This is a genomic window from Aminobacter sp. MET-1 (assembly GCF_026521175.1).
GTDB lineage: Bacteria > Pseudomonadota > Alphaproteobacteria > Rhizobiales > Rhizobiaceae > Aminobacter.
In genome coordinates, this window is sequence record NZ_JAMSHL010000007.1 from 1 (window position 1) to 18,396 (window position 18,396).

The 18,396-nt window shown below is 63.6% G+C and carries 15 protein-coding genes and 1 pseudogene; 10 read left to right on the forward strand and 6 right to left on the reverse strand.

Features of this window, described 5'->3' with window-relative positions:
* Nucleotides 1-64 precede the first annotated feature (64 nt).
* From NDO48_RS11890 to NDO48_RS11900, 3 genes and pseudogenes are all read left to right on the forward strand, one after another.
* Nucleotides 65-1,654, forward strand: a pseudogene (locus NDO48_RS11890) (glycine cleavage T C-terminal barrel domain-containing protein); the annotation flags it as partial.
* A complete protein-coding gene (locus tag NDO48_RS11895) occupies nt 1,647-2,195 on the forward strand; it encodes a sarcosine oxidase subunit gamma (RefSeq protein ID WP_026227492.1) in 549 nt (182 codons plus the stop codon). The pseudogene NDO48_RS11890 and the gene NDO48_RS11895, both read left to right, overlap by 8 nt.
* Nucleotides 2,196-2,296: 101 nt before the next feature.
* Complete coding sequence (locus tag NDO48_RS11900) at nt 2,297-2,521, forward strand: hypothetical protein (protein ID WP_018429400.1); 225 nt, start codon at nt 2,297-2,299, stop codon at nt 2,519-2,521.
* 80 nt (nt 2,522-2,601) lie between these two features.
* Here the strand turns inward: NDO48_RS11900 and NDO48_RS11905 are convergent, their stop codons facing one another.
* The 6 genes from NDO48_RS11905 to NDO48_RS11930 all read right to left on the reverse strand — a co-directional run bounded on the left by NDO48_RS11905 (nt 2,602) and on the right by NDO48_RS11930 (nt 9,722).
* Nucleotides 2,602-2,859: a hypothetical protein gene (locus NDO48_RS11905; protein WP_018429399.1), complete on the reverse strand. Its 258-nt coding sequence runs from the start codon at nt 2,857-2,859 to the stop codon at nt 2,602-2,604.
* Between the two features lie 124 nt (nt 2,860-2,983).
* Nucleotides 2,984-3,634 (reverse strand): TetR/AcrR family transcriptional regulator, encoded by a 651-nt coding sequence (locus tag NDO48_RS11910; RefSeq protein WP_018429398.1) that lies wholly within the window; start codon nt 3,632-3,634, stop codon nt 2,984-2,986.
* 108 nt (nt 3,635-3,742) lie between these two features.
* A complete protein-coding gene (locus tag NDO48_RS11915) occupies nt 3,743-4,228 on the reverse strand; it encodes a MaoC family dehydratase (protein ID WP_018429397.1) in 486 nt (161 codons plus the stop codon).
* A gap of 142 nt (nt 4,229-4,370) precedes the next feature.
* Complete coding sequence (locus NDO48_RS11920) at nt 4,371-7,499, reverse strand: efflux RND transporter permease subunit (protein ID WP_018429396.1); 3,129 nt, start codon at nt 7,497-7,499, stop codon at nt 4,371-4,373.
* Between the two features lie 14 nt (nt 7,500-7,513).
* Nucleotides 7,514-8,677, reverse strand: coding sequence for an efflux RND transporter periplasmic adaptor subunit (locus NDO48_RS11925; protein ID WP_267321511.1), 1,164 nt, complete (start codon nt 8,675-8,677; stop codon nt 7,514-7,516).
* Nucleotides 8,678-8,891: 214 nt separating this feature from the next.
* Nucleotides 8,892-9,722, reverse strand: a complete 831-nt coding sequence (locus tag NDO48_RS11930) for an SIS domain-containing protein (protein WP_018429394.1) — start codon at nt 9,720-9,722, stop codon at nt 8,892-8,894.
* Nucleotides 9,723-9,904: 182 nt separating this feature from the next.
* Here NDO48_RS11930 and NDO48_RS11935 point away from each other — a divergent pair, with 182 nt between their 5' ends.
* The 7 genes from NDO48_RS11935 (at nt 9,905) to NDO48_RS11965 (ending at nt 18,384) form a co-directional block, all read left to right on the forward strand.
* Entirely contained in the window at nt 9,905-10,726 is an 822-nt protein-coding gene (locus tag NDO48_RS11935; RefSeq protein ID WP_018429393.1) for an N-formylglutamate amidohydrolase, read from the forward strand.
* Nucleotides 10,727-10,744: 18 nt separating this feature from the next.
* Nucleotides 10,745-12,304, forward strand: a complete 1,560-nt coding sequence (locus NDO48_RS11940) for an amino acid permease (protein ID WP_020565945.1) — start codon at nt 10,745-10,747, stop codon at nt 12,302-12,304.
* Between the two features lie 118 nt (nt 12,305-12,422).
* On the forward strand, nt 12,423-13,793 hold the full coding sequence (locus NDO48_RS11945) for a glutamine synthetase family protein (RefSeq protein ID WP_267321512.1): 1,371 nt from the start codon (nt 12,423-12,425) through the stop codon (nt 13,791-13,793).
* Between the two features lie 171 nt (nt 13,794-13,964).
* The gene (locus tag NDO48_RS11950; RefSeq protein WP_267321513.1) at nt 13,965-15,353 is read left to right on the forward strand and encodes an aldehyde dehydrogenase family protein; all 1,389 of its coding nucleotides are present in this window, start codon (nt 13,965-13,967) and stop codon (nt 15,351-15,353) included.
* A 20-nt stretch (nt 15,354-15,373) separates the two neighbouring features.
* The gene (locus NDO48_RS11955) at nt 15,374-15,853 is read left to right on the forward strand and encodes a DUF2569 family protein (protein WP_267321514.1); all 480 of its coding nucleotides are present in this window, start codon (nt 15,374-15,376) and stop codon (nt 15,851-15,853) included.
* Nucleotides 15,854-15,864: 11 nt separating this feature from the next.
* On the forward strand, nt 15,865-17,037 hold the full coding sequence (locus NDO48_RS11960) for an iron-containing alcohol dehydrogenase (protein ID WP_267321515.1): 1,173 nt from the start codon (nt 15,865-15,867) through the stop codon (nt 17,035-17,037).
* Between the two features lie 240 nt (nt 17,038-17,277).
* Complete coding sequence (locus NDO48_RS11965; RefSeq protein ID WP_018429385.1) at nt 17,278-18,384, forward strand: ABC transporter substrate-binding protein; 1,107 nt, start codon at nt 17,278-17,280, stop codon at nt 18,382-18,384.
* The last annotated feature ends 12 nt before the right edge of the window (nt 18,385-18,396 follow it).

Genomic DNA, 18,396 nt, shown 5'->3' on the forward strand with positions numbered 1-18,396 from the left:
CCTGGAGTGTTTTTCTGTCGCCCCCTCCTAGGGCTCAGCGGGCGTGTTAGACACTATGGCGCGGGCGGTGGACGCCGGCGCCAACCCCGCGCGCGAGGTGGGCGCCAAGGCAGGCAAGGGTGTCTCGATCAAGGTCGAGGGTGCCGAAGGCTGGAGCGGCGGCATGCTGGGTTCAGGCCCTGGTGCCGGTGCCGAAACCACGGTCAAGGCGTTCATCGACTTCCAGAACGATGTCACGGCCAAGGACATCCGACAGGCGGTGCGCGAGGGCATGCGCTCGATCGAGCACGTCAAGCGCTTCACCACCAACGGCATGGCCACCGACCAGGGCAAGACCTCCAACATGCACGGTCTCGCCATTGCCGCCGAGGCGCTGAACAAGGAGATCCCCGAGGTCGGGCTCACCACCTTCCGCGCGCCTTATACGCCGGTGACTTTCGGTGCCATCGTCAACCATTCGCGCCACGCGCTTTTCGATCCGACCCGCAAGACCCCGACCCACGCCTGGGCGGAAGGTCATGGCGCCGTGTTTGAGGATGTCGGCCAGTGGAAGCGCAGCTGGTACTTCCCGCACGCGGGCGAGGATATGCACGCCGCCGTCAACCGCGAATGCGCCACCGTGCGCAAGACCGCCGGCCTGTTTGACGCCTCGACGCTCGGCAAGATCGAGGTGGTCGGTCCTGACGCGGCCAAGTTCATGGAGCTGCTCTACACCAATCCGTGGGAGAAGCTCGAGGTCGGCCGCTGTCGTTATGGCATCATGCTGCGCGAGGACGGTTTCATCTATGACGATGGTGTCGTCGGGCGCCTGGCACAGGATCGCTTCCATGTCACCACCACGACGGGCGGTGCGGCCCGTGTCATGAACCACATGGAGGACTACCTCCAGACCGAGTTCCCCGAACTCAATGTCTGGCTGACCTCTGTCTCCGAACAATGGGCAGTCATCGCCGTCCAAGGACCGAATTCGCGAAAGATCATCGAGCCGCTGGTCGAGGGCATCGACATGTCCGACGAGGCCATGCCGCACATGTCGGTGCGCGAGGGCAAAATTTGTGGCGTGCCGACCCGGCTGTTCCGCATGTCGTTCACCGGCGAGCGCGGCTTCGAAGTCAACGTGCCGGCCGATTACGGTCGCGCCGTCTGGGAGGCGCTTTGGGCCGAAGGCCAGAAGCACGAGGCTTGCGCCTACGGCACCGAGGCGATGCATGTGCTGCGCGCCGAGAAGGGCTACATCATCGTCGGCCAGGACACCGACGGCACGGTCACGCCCAATGACGCCGGCCTCGACTGGGCCGTGGGCAAGAAGAAGACCGACTTCGTCGGCATCCGCGGCCTGACGCGGCCGGATCTGGTCGCCAAGGGTCGCCGCCAGCTCGTCGGTCTCAAGACCCGCGATCCGCGTGACGTGCTCGAAGAGGGCGCGCAGATCGTCGAGAACCCCAAGCAGGCGATACCGATGAAGATGATCGGCCACGTCACCTCCAGCTACTGGTCGGAAAACTGTGGCCGCTCGATTGCCATGGCGCTGGTCGCCGGTGGCCGCGACCGCATCGGCGAGACGCTGTATGTGCCCATGCCCGACAAGGTGATCGAGGTGGAAGTCACCGGCACCGTGTTCTTCGACGAGAAGGGAGAGCGCCTCAATGGCTAAGGTTGCAACAGCCGTCAGGAACCCGGCTCATTCAGGCAAGAGTGTCGGTGGACAGGGCGTCGCCCTCAAGGTGCTGGAGCCGGCAAGCCGGCTATCGTTGCGCGCCCGGCCGGACGCCGTTGCCGCTCTGTCCAAGGCGCTCGGCCTGACCCTGCCGCAGAAGCCGAAGTCGTCCGCGGCCAAGGCCGGCCGCACTGCGCTTTGGCTCGGCCCGGACGAATGGCTGGTCATCGACGAGGCCGGCGGCGATCCAGTCGCCGACTGCGCTTCGGTCAAGGGCCTGCATTCGGCGGTCGACGTCTCGCACCGCAACGTGGCGATTGCGGTAACCGGCGCGCACGCGGCTGCCACGATCAGCTCAGGCTGCCCGCAGGACCTGTCGCTCACTGCCTTCCCGGTGGGCGCTGCCTCGCGCACCATCCTCGGCAAGGTCGAGATCGTGATCCTGCGGACTGGCGAAGACACCTTCCGTGTCGAGTGCTGGCGCTCGTTCTCCGACTATGTCTGGGGCTTCCTGTCGGAAGCTGCTCGCGACAGCTGACGCCGGCCTTCAGGCCGCCGGAAGAGGTGCCTTGCCCGGAACCTCGGGGCAAGGCAGGCGTTTGTCCTCGACGCTGAAGAGAGGACAGAGCCATGCCATCAATGCCAATGCAGGGGCCCGGCCGGATGCGGCCGAAACGCGAAAGACGCGCGCGCCGCAGCGACCAACGGCCTAAGGACCAGCATGTCCTGCAGGAAGAACTCGACGAGGGCCTTGAGGACAGCTTCCCCGCCAGCGACCCCGTGTCGGTGACCTCGACGACCATTTCCGGCGCGCCGGTGGCAACCGGAGCTGCAAAGAACGGGGGCCGGAAGAGCAGCTTGTGACGTCGACCGGTCGAACAATACGTCCGAAAGCACAAAAGCCGCCCTTGTGGGGCGGCTTTTGCGTCAACGTCTCGGGAGGATCAGTTGAAGCTCGGCACAATCCATGGATTGATGTCGATGCCGAGGCGCGGTTCGGTGCGGCCGGTGGCGCCGGTCGTGACCGGCCCGTCATGACGATCGCGGGTGATCGAACCTGTGGTGCCGCAATCGAGCTTCTGCTTGGTCATGGTTTGACTGCAAACAGCATGTGCGTGCGGCTTGGCGATGTGGGTGTCCTTGGCCATGGCAAAGCCGCTCGTCGCGGCAAGCGCCGCGAGCGCCAGAATAGTCCGTCGCATTGTCATCTCCGTAAATTTTTGCCGTACATGTACGGAACAACTTACAGATACGGCCGCACCTTGCGCATTGCAAGGGGTCTAGCCGTACATGTACGAAATTATTCTGACTGCACTGACTGCACTGCTACCCAGAGCACTTGCTGGGTTCGTCCGTGAGCGGCGGCGTCTCGGTTGTGGCCAGTCCGGCCAAAGCGAGGTCGCCCATCCGCATCACGTAAGCCTTCGGATCTCCGAAGGGGTAGAAGGGGAAAGTGATCAGCAGAGACACTGCACCATGGGCGATCGTCCAAAGTGCGGTGGTGATGGCGCGAGCGTCGCCCTTCAGCTTGCCGGCTGCAACGCAGGCCTCGACATGCTCGATGATGACCTGGAAGGCGGGGTTCTCCCGTTCCATCTGGTCGAAGGTCTCTTCGGGCGGGTGCCGCAGCTTCTCGGTCATGAACACGGTGCGGTATTCGTTCGGATTGCCGAGGGCGAACTCCGCATATCCGCTGAGCGCTGCCTTCAGCGCCTCGATGGGGTCTTCGGGCTGGTTCTGGCGCATCCGCTGCGCCAGCTCGGCAAAGGCGTTTTCGGCCAGCGCCATCAGAATTTCGTGCTTGTCGGCAAAGTAGGAGTACACGGACATCGGTGCGTAGCCGACGCGGGTGGCGAGCTTGCGGATGGTCAGGCCGTCATAGCCTTCCTCCCGCACCAGCGCGTGCGCCGCCGCAACCAGCTCGGCCCTCAGTTCGGCTTTCTGGATTTCGCGTCGCTGTGCTGCACTGCTGGACAAGGATACGCCCTACAACTTTCCTCGATCTGAGCGAGCGACTCTATACGCAGCCCCAAGATGCGGCAAGGCGAGGGTCGTAGCCCATCGGGGCTATGATCAATAGTCAGGTCAGGCTGTTTCGCGCTTGGGCTCGACGAAGGTCATGGTCAGCCAGCGAGCGGTCAGCGCCGGCTTCTTCTGATCCTCGATCTCGATCGTCACGTCATGGGTCGCCTGGATCCAGCCGGAGGGACGGACCTTGAGGCTGGCCAGCACGAAGCGGGTGCGGATGCGCGAACCGGTCTTCACGGGGGCGACGAACTTCAGCTCCTCGAAGCCCTGGTTGATGCCCATGCTGCCGCCTTCGACCGGCGGCAGCGTGTCGAAGGTCATGGGCGACAGCAGCGACAGCGTCAGGAAGCCATGGGCGATGGTGCCGCCGAAGGGCGTCTCGGCGGCGGCGCGTTCCGGGTCGCAATGGATGAACTGGTGGTCGTCGGTGGCGTCCGCAAACTGGTCGATCATGGTCTGGGTGACCGTCCGCCACGGCGACACGCCGATCTCCTTACCGACGCTGGCCTGAAGTTCGTCGACAGTGATCGATTTCAGGCTCATGTCGTCCCGTCCTGCATAAGAAAAAGTCATGCCCCATACCAAGTTCGAGGACTGATACAGAATCAGATCGCAGATGTCATCGTCTGCGGCGGCAATTCCGTCGCAGACTGGCCATCCGGCCCCGAAATCCTAGAACTTAAAACTACTCGGCAGGTTCCACGCCGGTATAGGCGGCTTCCTCCAGCTCGCGCTTGAGCCTGGCCTCTTCCGCCACTTTGGGGGTGATGAAGCGGCCGAGCAGCAGATAGGCCACCGGGGTCAGGAACAAGGTGGAGAGCGTGGCGAGGCCGAGGCCGCCGACGATCACCCAGCCCAGCGCGATGCGGGCCTCGGCGCCGGCGCCTTGCGCCAGCACCAGCGGCACGCCGCCGAGCACCGTACAGATCATGGTCATCATCACAGGCCGCAGGCGGATGGTCGCGGCTTCCTCGATCGCCTGGCGCACGCCCATGCCGCGGTCGCGCAGTTGGTTGGCGAATTCGACGACAAGGATGCCGTTCTTGGCCATGACGCCGACAAGCAGCACCAGGCCGATCTGGCTGTAGGCGTTCAGCGAGGTGCCCGTCAGGATCAGCGCGAAGACGGCGCAGGCGAGGCCCAGCGGCACTGTCGCCATGATGATGACGGCCGAGACGAAGCTCTCGAACTGGGCGGCGAGCACCAGAAGGATGATGACGATGGCGAAGCCGAAGATGGTCAGCATGCTGCCGCTGGTCTCATTCAGCGTTGCGGCTTCGGCAAGCGGCAAGAGCCTGCTGCCGGCGGGCAGCACGGGGCCTGCGATTTCCTGCACGCGCTTCAGCGCGTCGCCGAGGGCGAAGTCGTCAGACAGCCCCGAGGTGATGGCGACCGAGCGCTGTTGCTGCTCGCGCGACAGCGACGGCGGCACGGCGCGCTCGGACAGGGTGGCGATGGTCGACACCGGCACGAAGCGGCCGTCGGCCGCCTTGACGAAGATGTTCTCGAGGTCGGTCGAATCGTTGATCGGGTTGGTGGTCGATACAAGCTTCACGTCGTAGGAGCGGTCCTCGATGAAGACGCTTGATATCTTGCGGCCGTCGAGCATTGCCTGAAGGGCAGGGGACAGGCCCTTGATGTCGATGCCGAGGTCGGAGGCGCGTTCGCGGTCGACGGTGACAAAGAGTTGCGGCTGCGTCGCCTCGGTAGACAGGCGTGGCTGGCGGAAGCGCGGGTCCTTCTCCATTTCGGCCAGCACCTTGGCGGCGGCGTCGCCGAGTTCGGCATAGCTGTTGCCGACCAGGGCGAATTGCAGGCCGTTGCCGGCGCCCCGGATGCCAAGGCTGTTGGCCTGGGCAAGCGACGTGCGCACGCCGGGCACCTGGGCGGTGCGGGCGGTGATGTCGGCGGCGATCTGCTGCTGGGTGCGGGTGCGCTGGTCCCAGGGCGCTAGCGACAGCACCATGAAGCCGCTGTTCTTGCTGTTGCCCATGCCGCCGCTGACGAAGGTGCTTTCGATCTCGCCGGATTTGCGCAGCGGTTCGATCAGCGTTTCGATGCGGCGCATTTGCGAAGTCGTGTAGTCGAGGCTGACGCCCTGTGGCGCCGAAATGCGCAGCATCACCATCGAACGGTCTTCGGTCGGTGTCAGTTCCTGGCGCACATTGCCAAAGGCGATGTAGGCGGCACCGGCAAACAGCACCGACACCAGGATGACGATGATGGGCGCGTTGAGGCAGGCGAGCAGGCAGCTTTTGTAGATGGCGGCCAGTTTGCCGCCAAGCTTGCCGAGAATGCCGGAATGGCCGTGCTCGATGCTCTTTTCGGTCAGCATGCGCGAAGCGAGCATCGGGCACAGCGACAGTGCCACGACGGAGGACAAGAGCACGGAAATCGCCAGCACGAAGCCGAACTCGCGGAACAGGCCGCCGGTCTGGCCGGGCAGGAAGGAGATCGGGATGAACACGGCAGCGAGCGTCGCGGTCGTCGCAACGACGGCGAAGAACACCTCCTGCGTGCCGAGCACGGCCGCCGCACGCGGCCCCATGCCCTCGTTGCGCCGGCGCACGATGTTTTCAAGCACAACGATGGCGTCGTCGACGACAAGGCCCGTTGCAAGCACCATCGCCAGAAGCGTGAGGATGTTGACCGAGAAGCCGGCGAGATAGATGCCGGCAATGGTGCCGATCATCGCCACCGGCATGGCGAAGCCGGGAATCAGCGTGGCGCGCCAGTCCTGCAGGAACGCGTAGATGACGAGCAGCACGATGGTCACCGACAGGACCAGCGCGATCTCGACCTCGTGGATGGCACCCTGCACGAAGGTGGCGTCGTCGGAGGTGACGCGGATGCTCATGCCCTCGGGCAGCGTCTGCTGGATCTTTTCGGCCGCCGCGCGCACGCCCTTGGAGATGTCGAGCGTGCTCGACTGGGCCTGGCGGACGATGCCGATGCCGATGCCGGTCTTGCCGTCGGAGCGCAGCGAGGTCGAGCCTGGATCGCCGCCCAGCGTCACCTTGGCGACGTCGCCGAGCTTGGTCTTGCCGTTGATGATGATCGCCTCGAAGGCCTCAGGCGTCTGCACAGCGGCGCTCGCCCGGACGATGATGTCCTGGCTGCCGACGGTGAGCGAGCCGGCCGGCGCGTCGAAGGAGACGCTCGCCAGTGCGTTGGAGAGGTCGGCCAGCGTCAGGCCAAGGCTCGCGACCTTTGCCTGGTCGATGTCGACGCGGAAGATCTTGGCGCGGTCGCCATAGGTCTGGACGTCGGCGACGCCGTCGACCGAAGCGAGCACGTCGACGATCTGGTCCTCGACCAGGATGGTCATGTCCTCGACCGGCATGGTGTCGGAGGTGACGGCAAGACGCATCACCGCATCGGCATTGGCGTCGGCCTTGACGATGCGCGGGGCGTCCGCGTCGTCGGGCAGGGAGTTGGTGACGCGGCCGACCGCATCGCGCATGTCGGAGGCGGCGACATTGAGGTCGACGCCGTCGTTGAACTCCACAGTCACCCGGCTGCTGCCGTAGGACGAGGCGGATGAGATCGACTTCACGCCGGTGACGCGCGCCACCGCACCCTCGACCACTGCCGTCACCTCGCGGTCGACGATTTCGGCGGCAGCGTCGGAGTAGGTGGTCGAGACGGTGATGACAGGACGGTCGACGTCAGGCAGTTCGCGCACCTCGACGCCGAAGAAGGCGGCGAGGCCGGCAACCACGATCAGTGTGTTGATGACGAAGGCAAGTACGGGCCGGCGCACGAAGAGTGCGGTGATGCCCTTCTCGGCATTATCGGTGTGGTTCACGGACATTTGCGGCCCCTCGTTCAGGAGCCGCTGCGCTGGGCGCCTTCGCTGCCGGCAACGAGCAGCGCGGCGCCTTCACGCACGGCATGGATGCCTTCGGTGACGACCTGGTCGCCACTGTTCAATGCGGCGTCGACCAGCACGGTGTCGGTGTTGCGCTGGATGATGCGGACGGGCACGCGCTTGGCCTTGCCGTCGTTGAGCGCCCAGACGAAGGCGCCATCGCCGCCCCACTGGATCGCCAGCGGGTCGACGGATGGGAAGGTGTCGCCGGGGAACCGCATCGACACCTGGAACGACATGCCGGCGCGCAGTGCGTCGCCGTCATTGTCGATCCTGGCCTGGATGTGCAGGGTGCGGCTCTGCTCCTCCAGCCTGTTGTCGACGGCGCTGACCACGCCCTCGAAAAACTGGCCCGGCCGTGCCACGGAGTTGGCGGAGACCGGCTGGTCGGCTGCGATCAGTCCGGTAAAACGCTCCGGCACCCAGAAGTCGACGATGATGCGCGAACGGTCGTCGATGGTGGCGATGGTCGTCTGGCTGGTGACGTAGTTGCCGGCCTCGACCGGCAGGATTCCGACGATGCCGGAAATGGGAGCCGTGATGGCGCGGCGGTCGAGCGCCAGCGAGGCGTCGCGCACGGCAAGCTTTGCAGTATCCAACGCCAGTTCGGCCTCGCGCTGCTGCACCGTCGTTGCCGTGTTGGTGGCCCTGAGTGCCTTGATGCGCTCCAGTGCCGCCTCGGCGTCGCCCTGGTTGATGCGGGCGCGTTCGAGCGCGATCTCTTCGGAATCGGAGTCGAGCTTGGCGATGACGGCGCCAGCCTCGATCTTGTCGCCGGCCTTGACCGCGATCTCGGTCAGGCGGCCCGACGCATAGGGGTTGATGACGACCGAGTTGAGGGCGCGTCCGGTGCCGATGGCCGACAGCTGGTCGTTGATGGTGCCCGATGAAACGGGCCGGGTGACGACAGGCGTCTGGGCAGCCCCATTACGCCCGCCCTGGCGGTTGCCGCCGGCACCGTTGCCGGACTGCGTCTGTTCGGACTTGCCCGTGGAGGCCTGGGCCCAGTCGATGCCCCAGCGCGCCAGCACATCGCGCGAGCTCGGCACGAACATCACCCAGCCTGCCGCGGCGGCGAGCAGAATGACAATTGCCGAGACAAATTGCTTCCAGGCGGCCATTCGCACTCCAGTCTTGCTAAAATCGCACTGTCCGGAACCAGTCCGGACGAACGCCGCGACAAGCGGCGTGTCCCACATCATCTCGCGACATCTTGCGCGAACCCGTCAGGGCTGCGCAGGGCATCGCATTATAGCCTAATTCGATGATGGAGGCTTATGGCAATTCGCCCGCTGCCGCACATTAAATCTGCGTAATCTTTGCAGGATCGGCCGTTCAGCGCAGATCCTCGATCTCCCGGATGCGGCGTGCGCCCTCGGCTTCGAGCTTGCGGGTCAACGTGCCGATCAGCGTCTCGACGGTGACGAACAGCGCCGACGAAGAGTCCCATGCCGAGGGCACCGCGGTGCGGCCGGCGATGACATGGCGGGCGAAGCGCGCGATCGGTGACAGCCACTGGTCGGTGAACAGCACTATGGTGGTGCCGCGCTGATGTGCCTTCTCTGCGAAACGGATCAGGCTATCCTGGTAGCGCCTGATGTCGAAGATCAGCAGCGTGTCGCGCTTGTTCATGTCGATCAGCCGGTCGCGCCACAGGCTTTCCTGGCCGACAAGATGGGTCACGTTCGGCCGGATCAGATTGAGATGGGCGGCCATGTAGCGCGCCAGCGGATCGGTGAAGCGGCCGCCGATCAAATAGATGTGCGAGCGCTGGTTGGCGAGCTGGGCGACGACATCGGCCATTTGCCGCTCGGAGATGTGGCGGAAGGTCTCGCGGATGTTTTCGAGCACGGCCTCCAGCATCGGCGCGCTGGATGCGGGCAGGGGAGAAAGTGGCGTGGTCGTGCGTGATGCCGGCGACTGCAGCTGTGCTGCCAGCTCGTCCTGCAGGGCGGACTGGAACTCGGCATAGTTCTGGAAGCCGAGACGGGCAACGAAGCGCAGGATGGTCGGCGAGGACACGCCCGCCTGCTGCGAGAACTCCGCCACCGTCTTGAGGCCGACCACGGGGTAGCTGGCGATCAGCGTCTGCGCGGCGCGGCGCTCGCCGGCCGGCATGGAATCAATCTTCTCGGTGATCAGTTCTGCAACGCTTGAAACCACCATTCATCCCCCCGCTTCGGTACTGCACCGCCGCGCTCTTTTCCGGCCCTTCTGTGGCCCAGCGCTTAGTCCGGTGCATGCCTTCAAATGGCATTTGACAAACTCTGATTATGTGTATGAAATCATCCACAGGGGCGCAATGAACAAAAATACGTAACATACGATACGGCCCCGGGGATGAATGAATGGGAACGGGCCAGGCTGCTGTGCATGCCATCTCCAATGCTGTCCGCGTGACCAACAGGGCTGGTCGCAGCCCTTACGTCATCCTTTGCGATCACGCGTCGAACCACCTGCCGGCCGACTTCGGCACGCTCGGCCTCGCCGCCTCCGACATGGTCCGGCACATCGCCTGGGATCCGGGCGCGTTGCCTGTCGCCGAGCGTCTCGCCGAAGGGCTCGACGCGACGCTGATCGAATCGCGCGTGTCGCGGCTCGCCATCGACTGCAATCGCCCTCTGGCCGCACATGACCTGATCCCCGAGATCAGCGAGACGACAGCCATTCCCGGTAATGCAGGGCTGACGGCTGCCGAGCGCGAGGCGCGCATCGCGCTGTCGTGGCGGCCGTTCCATAACGCCATCGACGAGGTCGTGGCCGAGCGCCTGCGCGACGGGCGCGAGACACGGCTGGTCTCGGTCCATTCCTTTACGCCGGTCTACAAGGGGGTCTCGCGACCCTGGCACATCGGCATCATCCATGACGAGGACGGCAGGCTGGCATCGCCGCTTGTGGGTGCGCTCCATGCCCTCGAGGGCGTGACGGTGGGCGTCAACGAGCCCTATTCGCCTGAAGACCGCGTCTACTTCACCCTGGAACATCACGGCAGGTCGCGCGGGCTGCCGTGTGCGATGATCGAAATCCGCAATGACGAAATCTCGGCGCAGACCGGGCAGCGGAAATGGGCGGATCTGCTCACGGGCATCTTTGCCGAGCTCGAACCGGAGGCGGGTGAAGCAGCCCCATTCCGGCCGAGCGCCGGCCGCGCGTCTCAATCGATGGCATAACAATAAGGGGACACTCACATGGCATCACCTGGTTATTCCGAACATGACAAGAGCGAGGACGTCAAAGTCCTCCACAGCATGGGCTACGCCCAGGAACTCGAAAGGAGAATGAGCCAGTTCTCCAACTTCGCGGTTTCGTTCTCCATCATCTGTATTCTGTCGGGCGGCATCAATTCGCTCGCCCAGGCGACTTCGGGCGCCGGCGGCGCTGCCATCGGCATCGGCTGGCCGCTCGGTTGCTTCGTGTCGCTGGTCTTCGCCGTCGCAATGGCGCAGATCAGCTCGGCCTATCCGACGGCCGGCGGCCTCTATCACTGGGGTTCGATCCTCGGCAACCGCTTCACCGGCTGGCTGACCGCCTGGTTCAACCTGCTCGGCCTCGTCACCGTGCTCGGCGCCATCAATGTCGGCACCTACTACTTCTTCATGGGTGCCTTCGGCTCCAGCTATTTCGGTCTCGAAGACACCACCACCACCCGCATCATCTTCCTGGCCGTGATCACCGGGGCGCAGGCGCTGGTGAACCACATGGGTATCGGCCTCACCGCCAAGCTCACCGACTTCTCCGGCTATCTGATCTTCGCAACTGCCATCGCCTTGGCCATCGTCTGCCTGGCTGCGGCGGATACCTATGAGTTCAGCCGTCTCTTCACCTTCGCCAACTATTCGGGCGAGGCGGGTGGCAATGTCTGGCCGGCGAACTCGTCGATGTGGGTGTTCCTGCTCGGCCTTTTGCTGCCGATCTACACCATCACCGGCTACGACGCCTCGGCGCATACTTCCGAAGAAACGCTGAAGGCGGCGCATTCGGTGCCCCGCGCAATGATCGGTTCGGTGCTGTGGTCGGCCCTGTTCGGCTACATCATGCTGTGCGCCTTCGTGCTGATGCTGCCGAGCATGGACGAAGCTGCCAAGCAGGGCTGGAACGTGTTCTTCTGGGCCATGACCGAAAGGGTCAACCCGGTGGTCAAGGACCTGCTCTTTCTTGCGATCCTGATTGCGCAGTGGCTGTGCGGCCTGGCGACGGTGACGTCGACCTCGCGCATGATCTTCGCCTTCTCGCGTGACGGCGGCCTGCCGGGCTCTAAGGCGCTGGCCAAAGTCAGCCCGACCTACCGCACGCCTGTCGCGGCGATCTGGACCGGCTCGATCCTTGCCGTGCTGTTCGTCTGGGGTTCGTCGCTGGTCTCCATCGGCGACACGCCTGTCTACACCATCGTCGTGGCCTGCACGGTCATCTTCCTGTTCTTCTCCTTCACCATCCCGATCGCCCTCGGCCTGTTCGCCTGGGGTACGTCGAAGTGGGACAAGATGGGGCCGTTCGATCTCGGCGCCGGCGTCTTCAAGCTGTTTGCCATCCTGTCGATCATCGCCATGGTGCTGATCTTCGTGATCGGCATCCAGCCGCCGAACGACTGGGCGCTCTACATCACCGTCGGCTTCCTGGTGCTGACCGCCATCATCTGGTTCGGCTTCGAAGCCCGTCGCTTCCAGGGCCCGCCCATCGGCGACGAGGTGGCCAAGCGGGCGGCCGATATCGCTGCGGCCGAGCGTGCCGTCGGCGAAAGCAGTCACTGACCTCTGATCGAAAATGGCCGTGGCCGGCCTCGTGCCGGCCACTGCTTTTCCCAAACCTCTCAAAATCAATCTTCATCGATCCTCAAACAGAAGTGGCATCGCCCCGGAGCGGAAAGAAATGGCTGGAAATCTCTCATTCGATCAGTTGAAAAAGGCGGTTGCAGACGGCGAGATCGATACGGTCCTCGCTTGCGCCGTCGACATGCAGGGTCGACTGGTCGGCAAGCGATTCCTGGCCAAATATTTCGTCGAATCCGCATATGACGAGACGCATGGCTGCAACTACCTGTTGGCCAACGACATCGATATGGAGCCCGTGCCCGGCTACAAGGCGGCCAGCTGGTCGAAGGGTTATGGCGACTTCGTCATGAAGCCCGACCTCGGTACGCTGCGCCACATTCCCTGGCTCGAAAAGACCGCACTTTGCCTGGTCGACGTGCTCGACCATCACACCCATGCCGACCTTCCGCATTCGCCGCGCGCGATCCTGAAGAAGCAGGTCAAGCGGCTGCAGGAACGCGGCTATCTCGCCTATTTCGCCTCGGAACTCGAATTCTACCTGTTCAGCGAGACCTATGATTCGGCGCGCGGAAAGCACTGGCAGAACCTCGACACCGCGTCGCCCTATATCGGCGACTACCTGATCGGCATCACTACCAAGGAAGAAGGCGTGATGCGCCGCCTGCGCAACGAGATGGAAGCCGCGGGCGTTCCGATCGAGAATTCCAAGGGTGAATGGGGCCCGGGCCAGGAAGAGATCAACGTCCGCTACGCCGAAGTGCTTGAAATGGCGGACCGCCATGTCATCCTGAAGAACGGCGCCAAGGAGATCGCGGCCAGCGAAGGCAAGTCGATCAGCTTCATGGCCAAATACAATTACGGCCTCGCCGGCAACTCCAGCCACATCCACAACTCGCTGTGGAGCGCCGACGGCAAGACGCCGCTGTTCTATGAAAAGGGCGCCGAGTGGACCCTGTCGAAGCTCGGCCAGCAATGGTCGGCCGGCCAACTCAAATACGCCAAGGAATTCACCTGGTTCCTGGCGCCCTACATCAATTCCTACAAGCGTTTTCAGTCGGGCACGTTTGCGCCGACCAAGATCATGTGGAGCGAGGACAATCGTACCGCCGGCTTCCGCCTGTGCGGCGAGGGCACCAAGGGCATCCGCATGGAGTGCCGCATCGGCGGCGCCGATCTCAACCCCTATCTCGCCTTCGCGGCGCTGATCGCGGCGGGCCTTGCCGGCATCGACGAGAAGCTCGACCTGGAAAAGCCGTTTGTCGGCGACGCCTATCAGGCGGCCAGCCTGCCCGAGATCCCCAAGACGCTGCGCGACGCTGCCGACACGCTCGAGAACTCCGTCATGCTCAGGGCGGCCTTCGGCGAGGATGTCGTCGATCACTATGTGCACACGGCGCGCTGGGAACAGTTCGAATATGACCGCCGCATCACCGACTGGGAATTGCACCGCGGCTTCGAACGCTACTAGGCCGCAGGGGAGGGGCTGCCTGCCCCATATCCGCCTGCCGGCGTCTTCTCCCCGCAGTGACGGGGAGAGGGAAGGACTGCCGCGATGCCGACGCCCCCTCGCTCCGTCTGCGGGGAGAGGGTAAGGGTGAAGGCAGCGCGGCGCGCCCAAGTTTAAAGGAAGGACAACAAAATGACCGAAACGGTCAAACTCAAATCCCCCGTCGATGGCTCGATCTATGTCGAGCGCCCTGTCGCCACCGATCAGGCGGTCAATGCGGCTGTCGAACGCGCCCGCACGGCGCAGGCCGACTGGGCCCGCGTGCCGGTCGCCGAGCGCGCCGCCTATATGCTCAAGATGCTCGAGGCCCTTGTCGGCATGAGCGACGAGATCGTGCCCGAACTGGCATGGCAGATGGGCCGGCCGACCCGCTATGGCGGCGAGTTCGGCGGCGTCAAGGAACGCACTCAATACATGGTCGAGATCGCCGAGCGCGCGCTCGCGCCGGTGCCTGCGTCCAATCCCAAGGACGGTTTCCGCCGCTATGTGAAGAAGGACCCGCTCGGCGTGGTCATGGTCATTGCGCCCTGGAACTATCCTTATCTCACCGCGGTCAACACCATCGTTCCGGCGCTGATCGCCGGCTCGACCGTCATCCTCAAGCATGCCGCGCAGACGCTGCTCGTCGGCGAGCGCTTCGCCAAGGCCTTCGAGGCCGCCGGCCTGCCGAAGTATGTGTTCCAGAACCTGGTGCTGAATCACGCCCAGACCGAGAAGCTGCTTGGCTCGGGCAAGATCGACCACGTCAACTTCACCGGCTCGGTTGCCGGCGGTCGCGCCATCGAGAAGGCTGCTGCGGGCACCTTCATGACGCTCGGCCTCGAGCTCGGCGGCAAGGACCCGGCCTATGTGCTGTCGGACGCCAAGCTCGATCACGCCATCGTCAATCTCGTCGAGGGCGCGTTCTTCAATTCGGGCCAGTGCTGCTGCGGCATCGAACGCGTCTACGTCCACGAAAAGGTCTACGACCAGTTCGTCGAGGGCTTCATCGCCGAAACCAAAAACTATGCGCTCGGCAATCCGCTGGAGCAAGCGACAACCATGGGCCCGATGGCCCAGGCGCGATTTGCCGACTTCATCCGCGAGCAGAAGGCGGAAGCCCTGCGCAAGGGTGCCGTCGCCCACATGAACACCAGGGATGTGCAGGACAAGGAAGGCTCGCCCTACCTACCGGCCGAGGTGCTGACCAATGTCGACCACCAGATGTCGGTGATGCGCGACGAGAGCTTCGGCCCCATCGTCGGCATCATGAAGGTGCGCAACGACGAGGAGGCGATCGCGCTGATGAACGACAGCCCCTATGGCCTCACCGCCTCGATCTGGACCGCCGACACCGAGCACGCCATCTCGATCGGCGACCGCGTCGAGACCGGCACCGTGTTCATGAATCGCTGCGACTATCTCGATCCTGCGCTGGTCTGGACCGGCGTCAAGGATACCGGCAAGGGCGCTGCCCTGTCGCAGATCGGCTACGACAATTTGACCCGGCCGAAGTCCTATCACCTGCGCGAGAAGATCTAGGGAGCACGGCCAGAATCCGGATGACCATCCAGCCTCCCATCACCGAAGACGAACCCAAAGGTTTGGGGGGCTGGCTGATTCTGCCGATGGTAGGGTTGCTCGCGGCACCGCTGCTTGGGCTGGGGCATTTCGGCTTGCTGCTGAGCTTCGGAAAGGTTCGGTTGCCAGAGCTGCAATTGGATCTATTGAGGACTAGCTTCTTCCCGTATGTCTTTTTTTACGTCGCCAGCTCGATCTTGGGGCCGATTGGGCTTTTGGTTCTGATGTTTAGAAAGAAGCGCTCATTTCCGTCCATGTACTGGCGTTGGGCCGTCCTCAACATCGCCTTGGTCGTCATGGACTTGGCCCTAGCCGTAGCGTTCTTTGGGGGGCTTTTCCGAGGCAGGACATCGTTGCTGGATTACGTGCTGACTGCTCTATGGCGCGCCGGCGGGCTCTACGGCATCGGCATCATCTACATGCGAAGGTCTCTTCGCGTCCGCAATACCTTCATCAACTAGTGAGAAAAGACGTGTCCAAACTCGTTTCCAAATGGAACTTCCCGACAACCGTGCGTTTCGGCGCCGGCCGTATCTCCGAATTGCCCGACGCGCTTGCCGCCACCGGCATCAAGCGTCCGCTGTTCGTCACCGATCCCGGCCTTGCCAAGCTGCCGGTCGTCGCCTCGACGCTGAAGATCCTCGACGAGGCCAAGATTCCCTACGGCGTCTTTTCCGAGGTCAAGCCGAACCCGGTCGAAGCGAACCTCACCGCGGGCATTGCGGTGTTCAAGAAGGGCAAGCATGACGGCGTCATCGCCTTTGGTGGCGGCTCGGCGCTCGACCTCGGCAAGCTGATCGCCTTCCAGTCTGGTCAGACGCTTCCCGTCTGGGACTTCGAGGACATCGGCGACTGGTGGACCCGTGCCAATTCCGACGCCATCGCGCCCATCATCGCCGTGCCGACCACTGCCGGTACCGGTTCCGAAGTCGGCCGCGCTGGTGTCATCACCAATGAAGAGACCCACACCAAGAAGGTCATTTTCCATCCCAAGCTTTTGCCGGCGATCGTCATTGCCGATCCCGAGCTGTCGGTCGGCATGCCGTCCTTCATCACCGCCGGTACCGGCATGGATGCCTTCGCCCACTGCCTCGAGGCCTATTGCGCGCCCGGCTACCATCCGATGGCCGACGGCATCGCCGTCGAGGGCATCCGCCTGGTGTTCGAGAACCTGCCCAAGGCCTTTGCCAACGGCAAGGATCTGACCGCCCGCGCCCACATGATGAGCGCTGCCGCCATGGGTGCGGCCGCCTTCCAGAAGGGGCTCGGCGCCATCCACTCGCTGTCGCATCCGATCGGCGCGCTCTACGACACCCATCACGGCATGACCAACGCCGTGTTCATGCCTTACGTGCTCGCCTTCAACCGCGACGCCATCGAGGAGAAGATCGTCCGCCTTTCGGCCTATTGCGGCATCAAGGGCGGCTTCGACGGCTTTGCCAAGGCGGTCATCAAGCTGCGCAAGGAACTGAAGGTGCCGCACGCGCTGCCGGGGCTGATCAAGGGCCTCGACATGGACAAGAAGCGCAAGACCCTGATCGCCGACATGGCGGTGGTCGATCCGACCGCCGGCGGCAACCCGGTCAAGCTCACCAAGAAGGCCGCCCTCGGCTTGCTTGAAAACGCCATCGAGGGGACGGTTTGAGACAAGTGTCGGCTAAGGAACTTCCATCTTATCAACGTCAATAAAAGGGGAGGGGAAGGGCTGGGGAGCCCCGAATTAATTAGCCGGAAAACAACGGCGACGATTGCGACAACCGATTAAAAGTAGTTAACTTTTTTCCACTGCGGGGTACGGCTTCACGTAACCTTCATGTGATTGTCACATGAAGCCGATACCGCATCGCAGACGTCTCAGGGCGTTTAGTTCAACGGAGAGGACAACATGTTCAAGCTTACGGGGAAAGTGCTTTCCCTCACCGCGGCGTCGCTGATGGTGACGACTGCGATCGTTTCCGCGCAGGATCTCGCTGCGCTCGAGGCCGCCGCCAAGGCGGAAGGCCAGCTCACCACCATCGCGTTGCCACATGACTGGTGCGGTTACGGCGCGGTCATCGATGGCTTCAAGAAGAAGTATCCCGAGATCACCGTCAACGAACTGAACCCCGACGCGGGCTCCAGCGACGAGATCGAGGCCATCAAGGCCAACAAGGACAACAAGGGCCCGCAGGCGCCTGACGTCATCGACGTCGGTCTCTCCTATGGTCCGCAGGCCAAGGCCGACGGCCTGATCCAGCCCTACAAGGTATCGACCTGGGATTCGATCCCGGATACCGCCAAGGACGCTGACGGCTTCTGGTATGGCGACTATTACGGCGTGCTGTCGTTCGAAGTGAACAAGGACCTCGTCAAGAACGCCCCGCAGGATTGGGCCGATCTGCTCAAGGACGAGTACAAGAACTCGGTCGCTCTCGCCGGCGATCCGCGCGCTTCCAACCAGGCCATCCAGGGCGTTTACGCTGCCGGCCTCGGCTCGGGTGCCACCGACGCTGCTTCGGCCGCCGAGAAGGGTCTCGCCTTCTTCAAGGAGCTGAACGCCAAGGGCAACTTCGTTCCTGTTATCGGCAAGTCGGCGACGCTGGCTCAGGGCCAGACCCCGATCCTGATCACCTGGGACTACAACGCGCTTGCCGGCCGCGACACCCTCAACGGCAACCCGCCGGTTGAAGTCGTCGTTCCGAAGTCTGGCGTCGTCGCCGGCGTCTACGTGCAGGCGATCAGCGCCTACGCACCGCATCCGAACGCTGCCAAGCTGTGGATGGAGTACCTCTATTCCGACGAAGGTCAGCTCGGCTGGCTGAAGGGCTACTGCCACCCGATCCGCTTCAACGATCTCGCCAAGAACGGCAAGATCCCGCAGGACATGCTCGACAAGCTGCCGCCGGCCGCTGCCTATGAAAAGGCCGTGTTCCCGACGCTTGACGACCAGGCCAAGGCCAAGGAAGCGATCACCAAGCAGTGGGATGCCGTCGTCGGCGCCAACGTCAAGTAATCGTATCCTCTG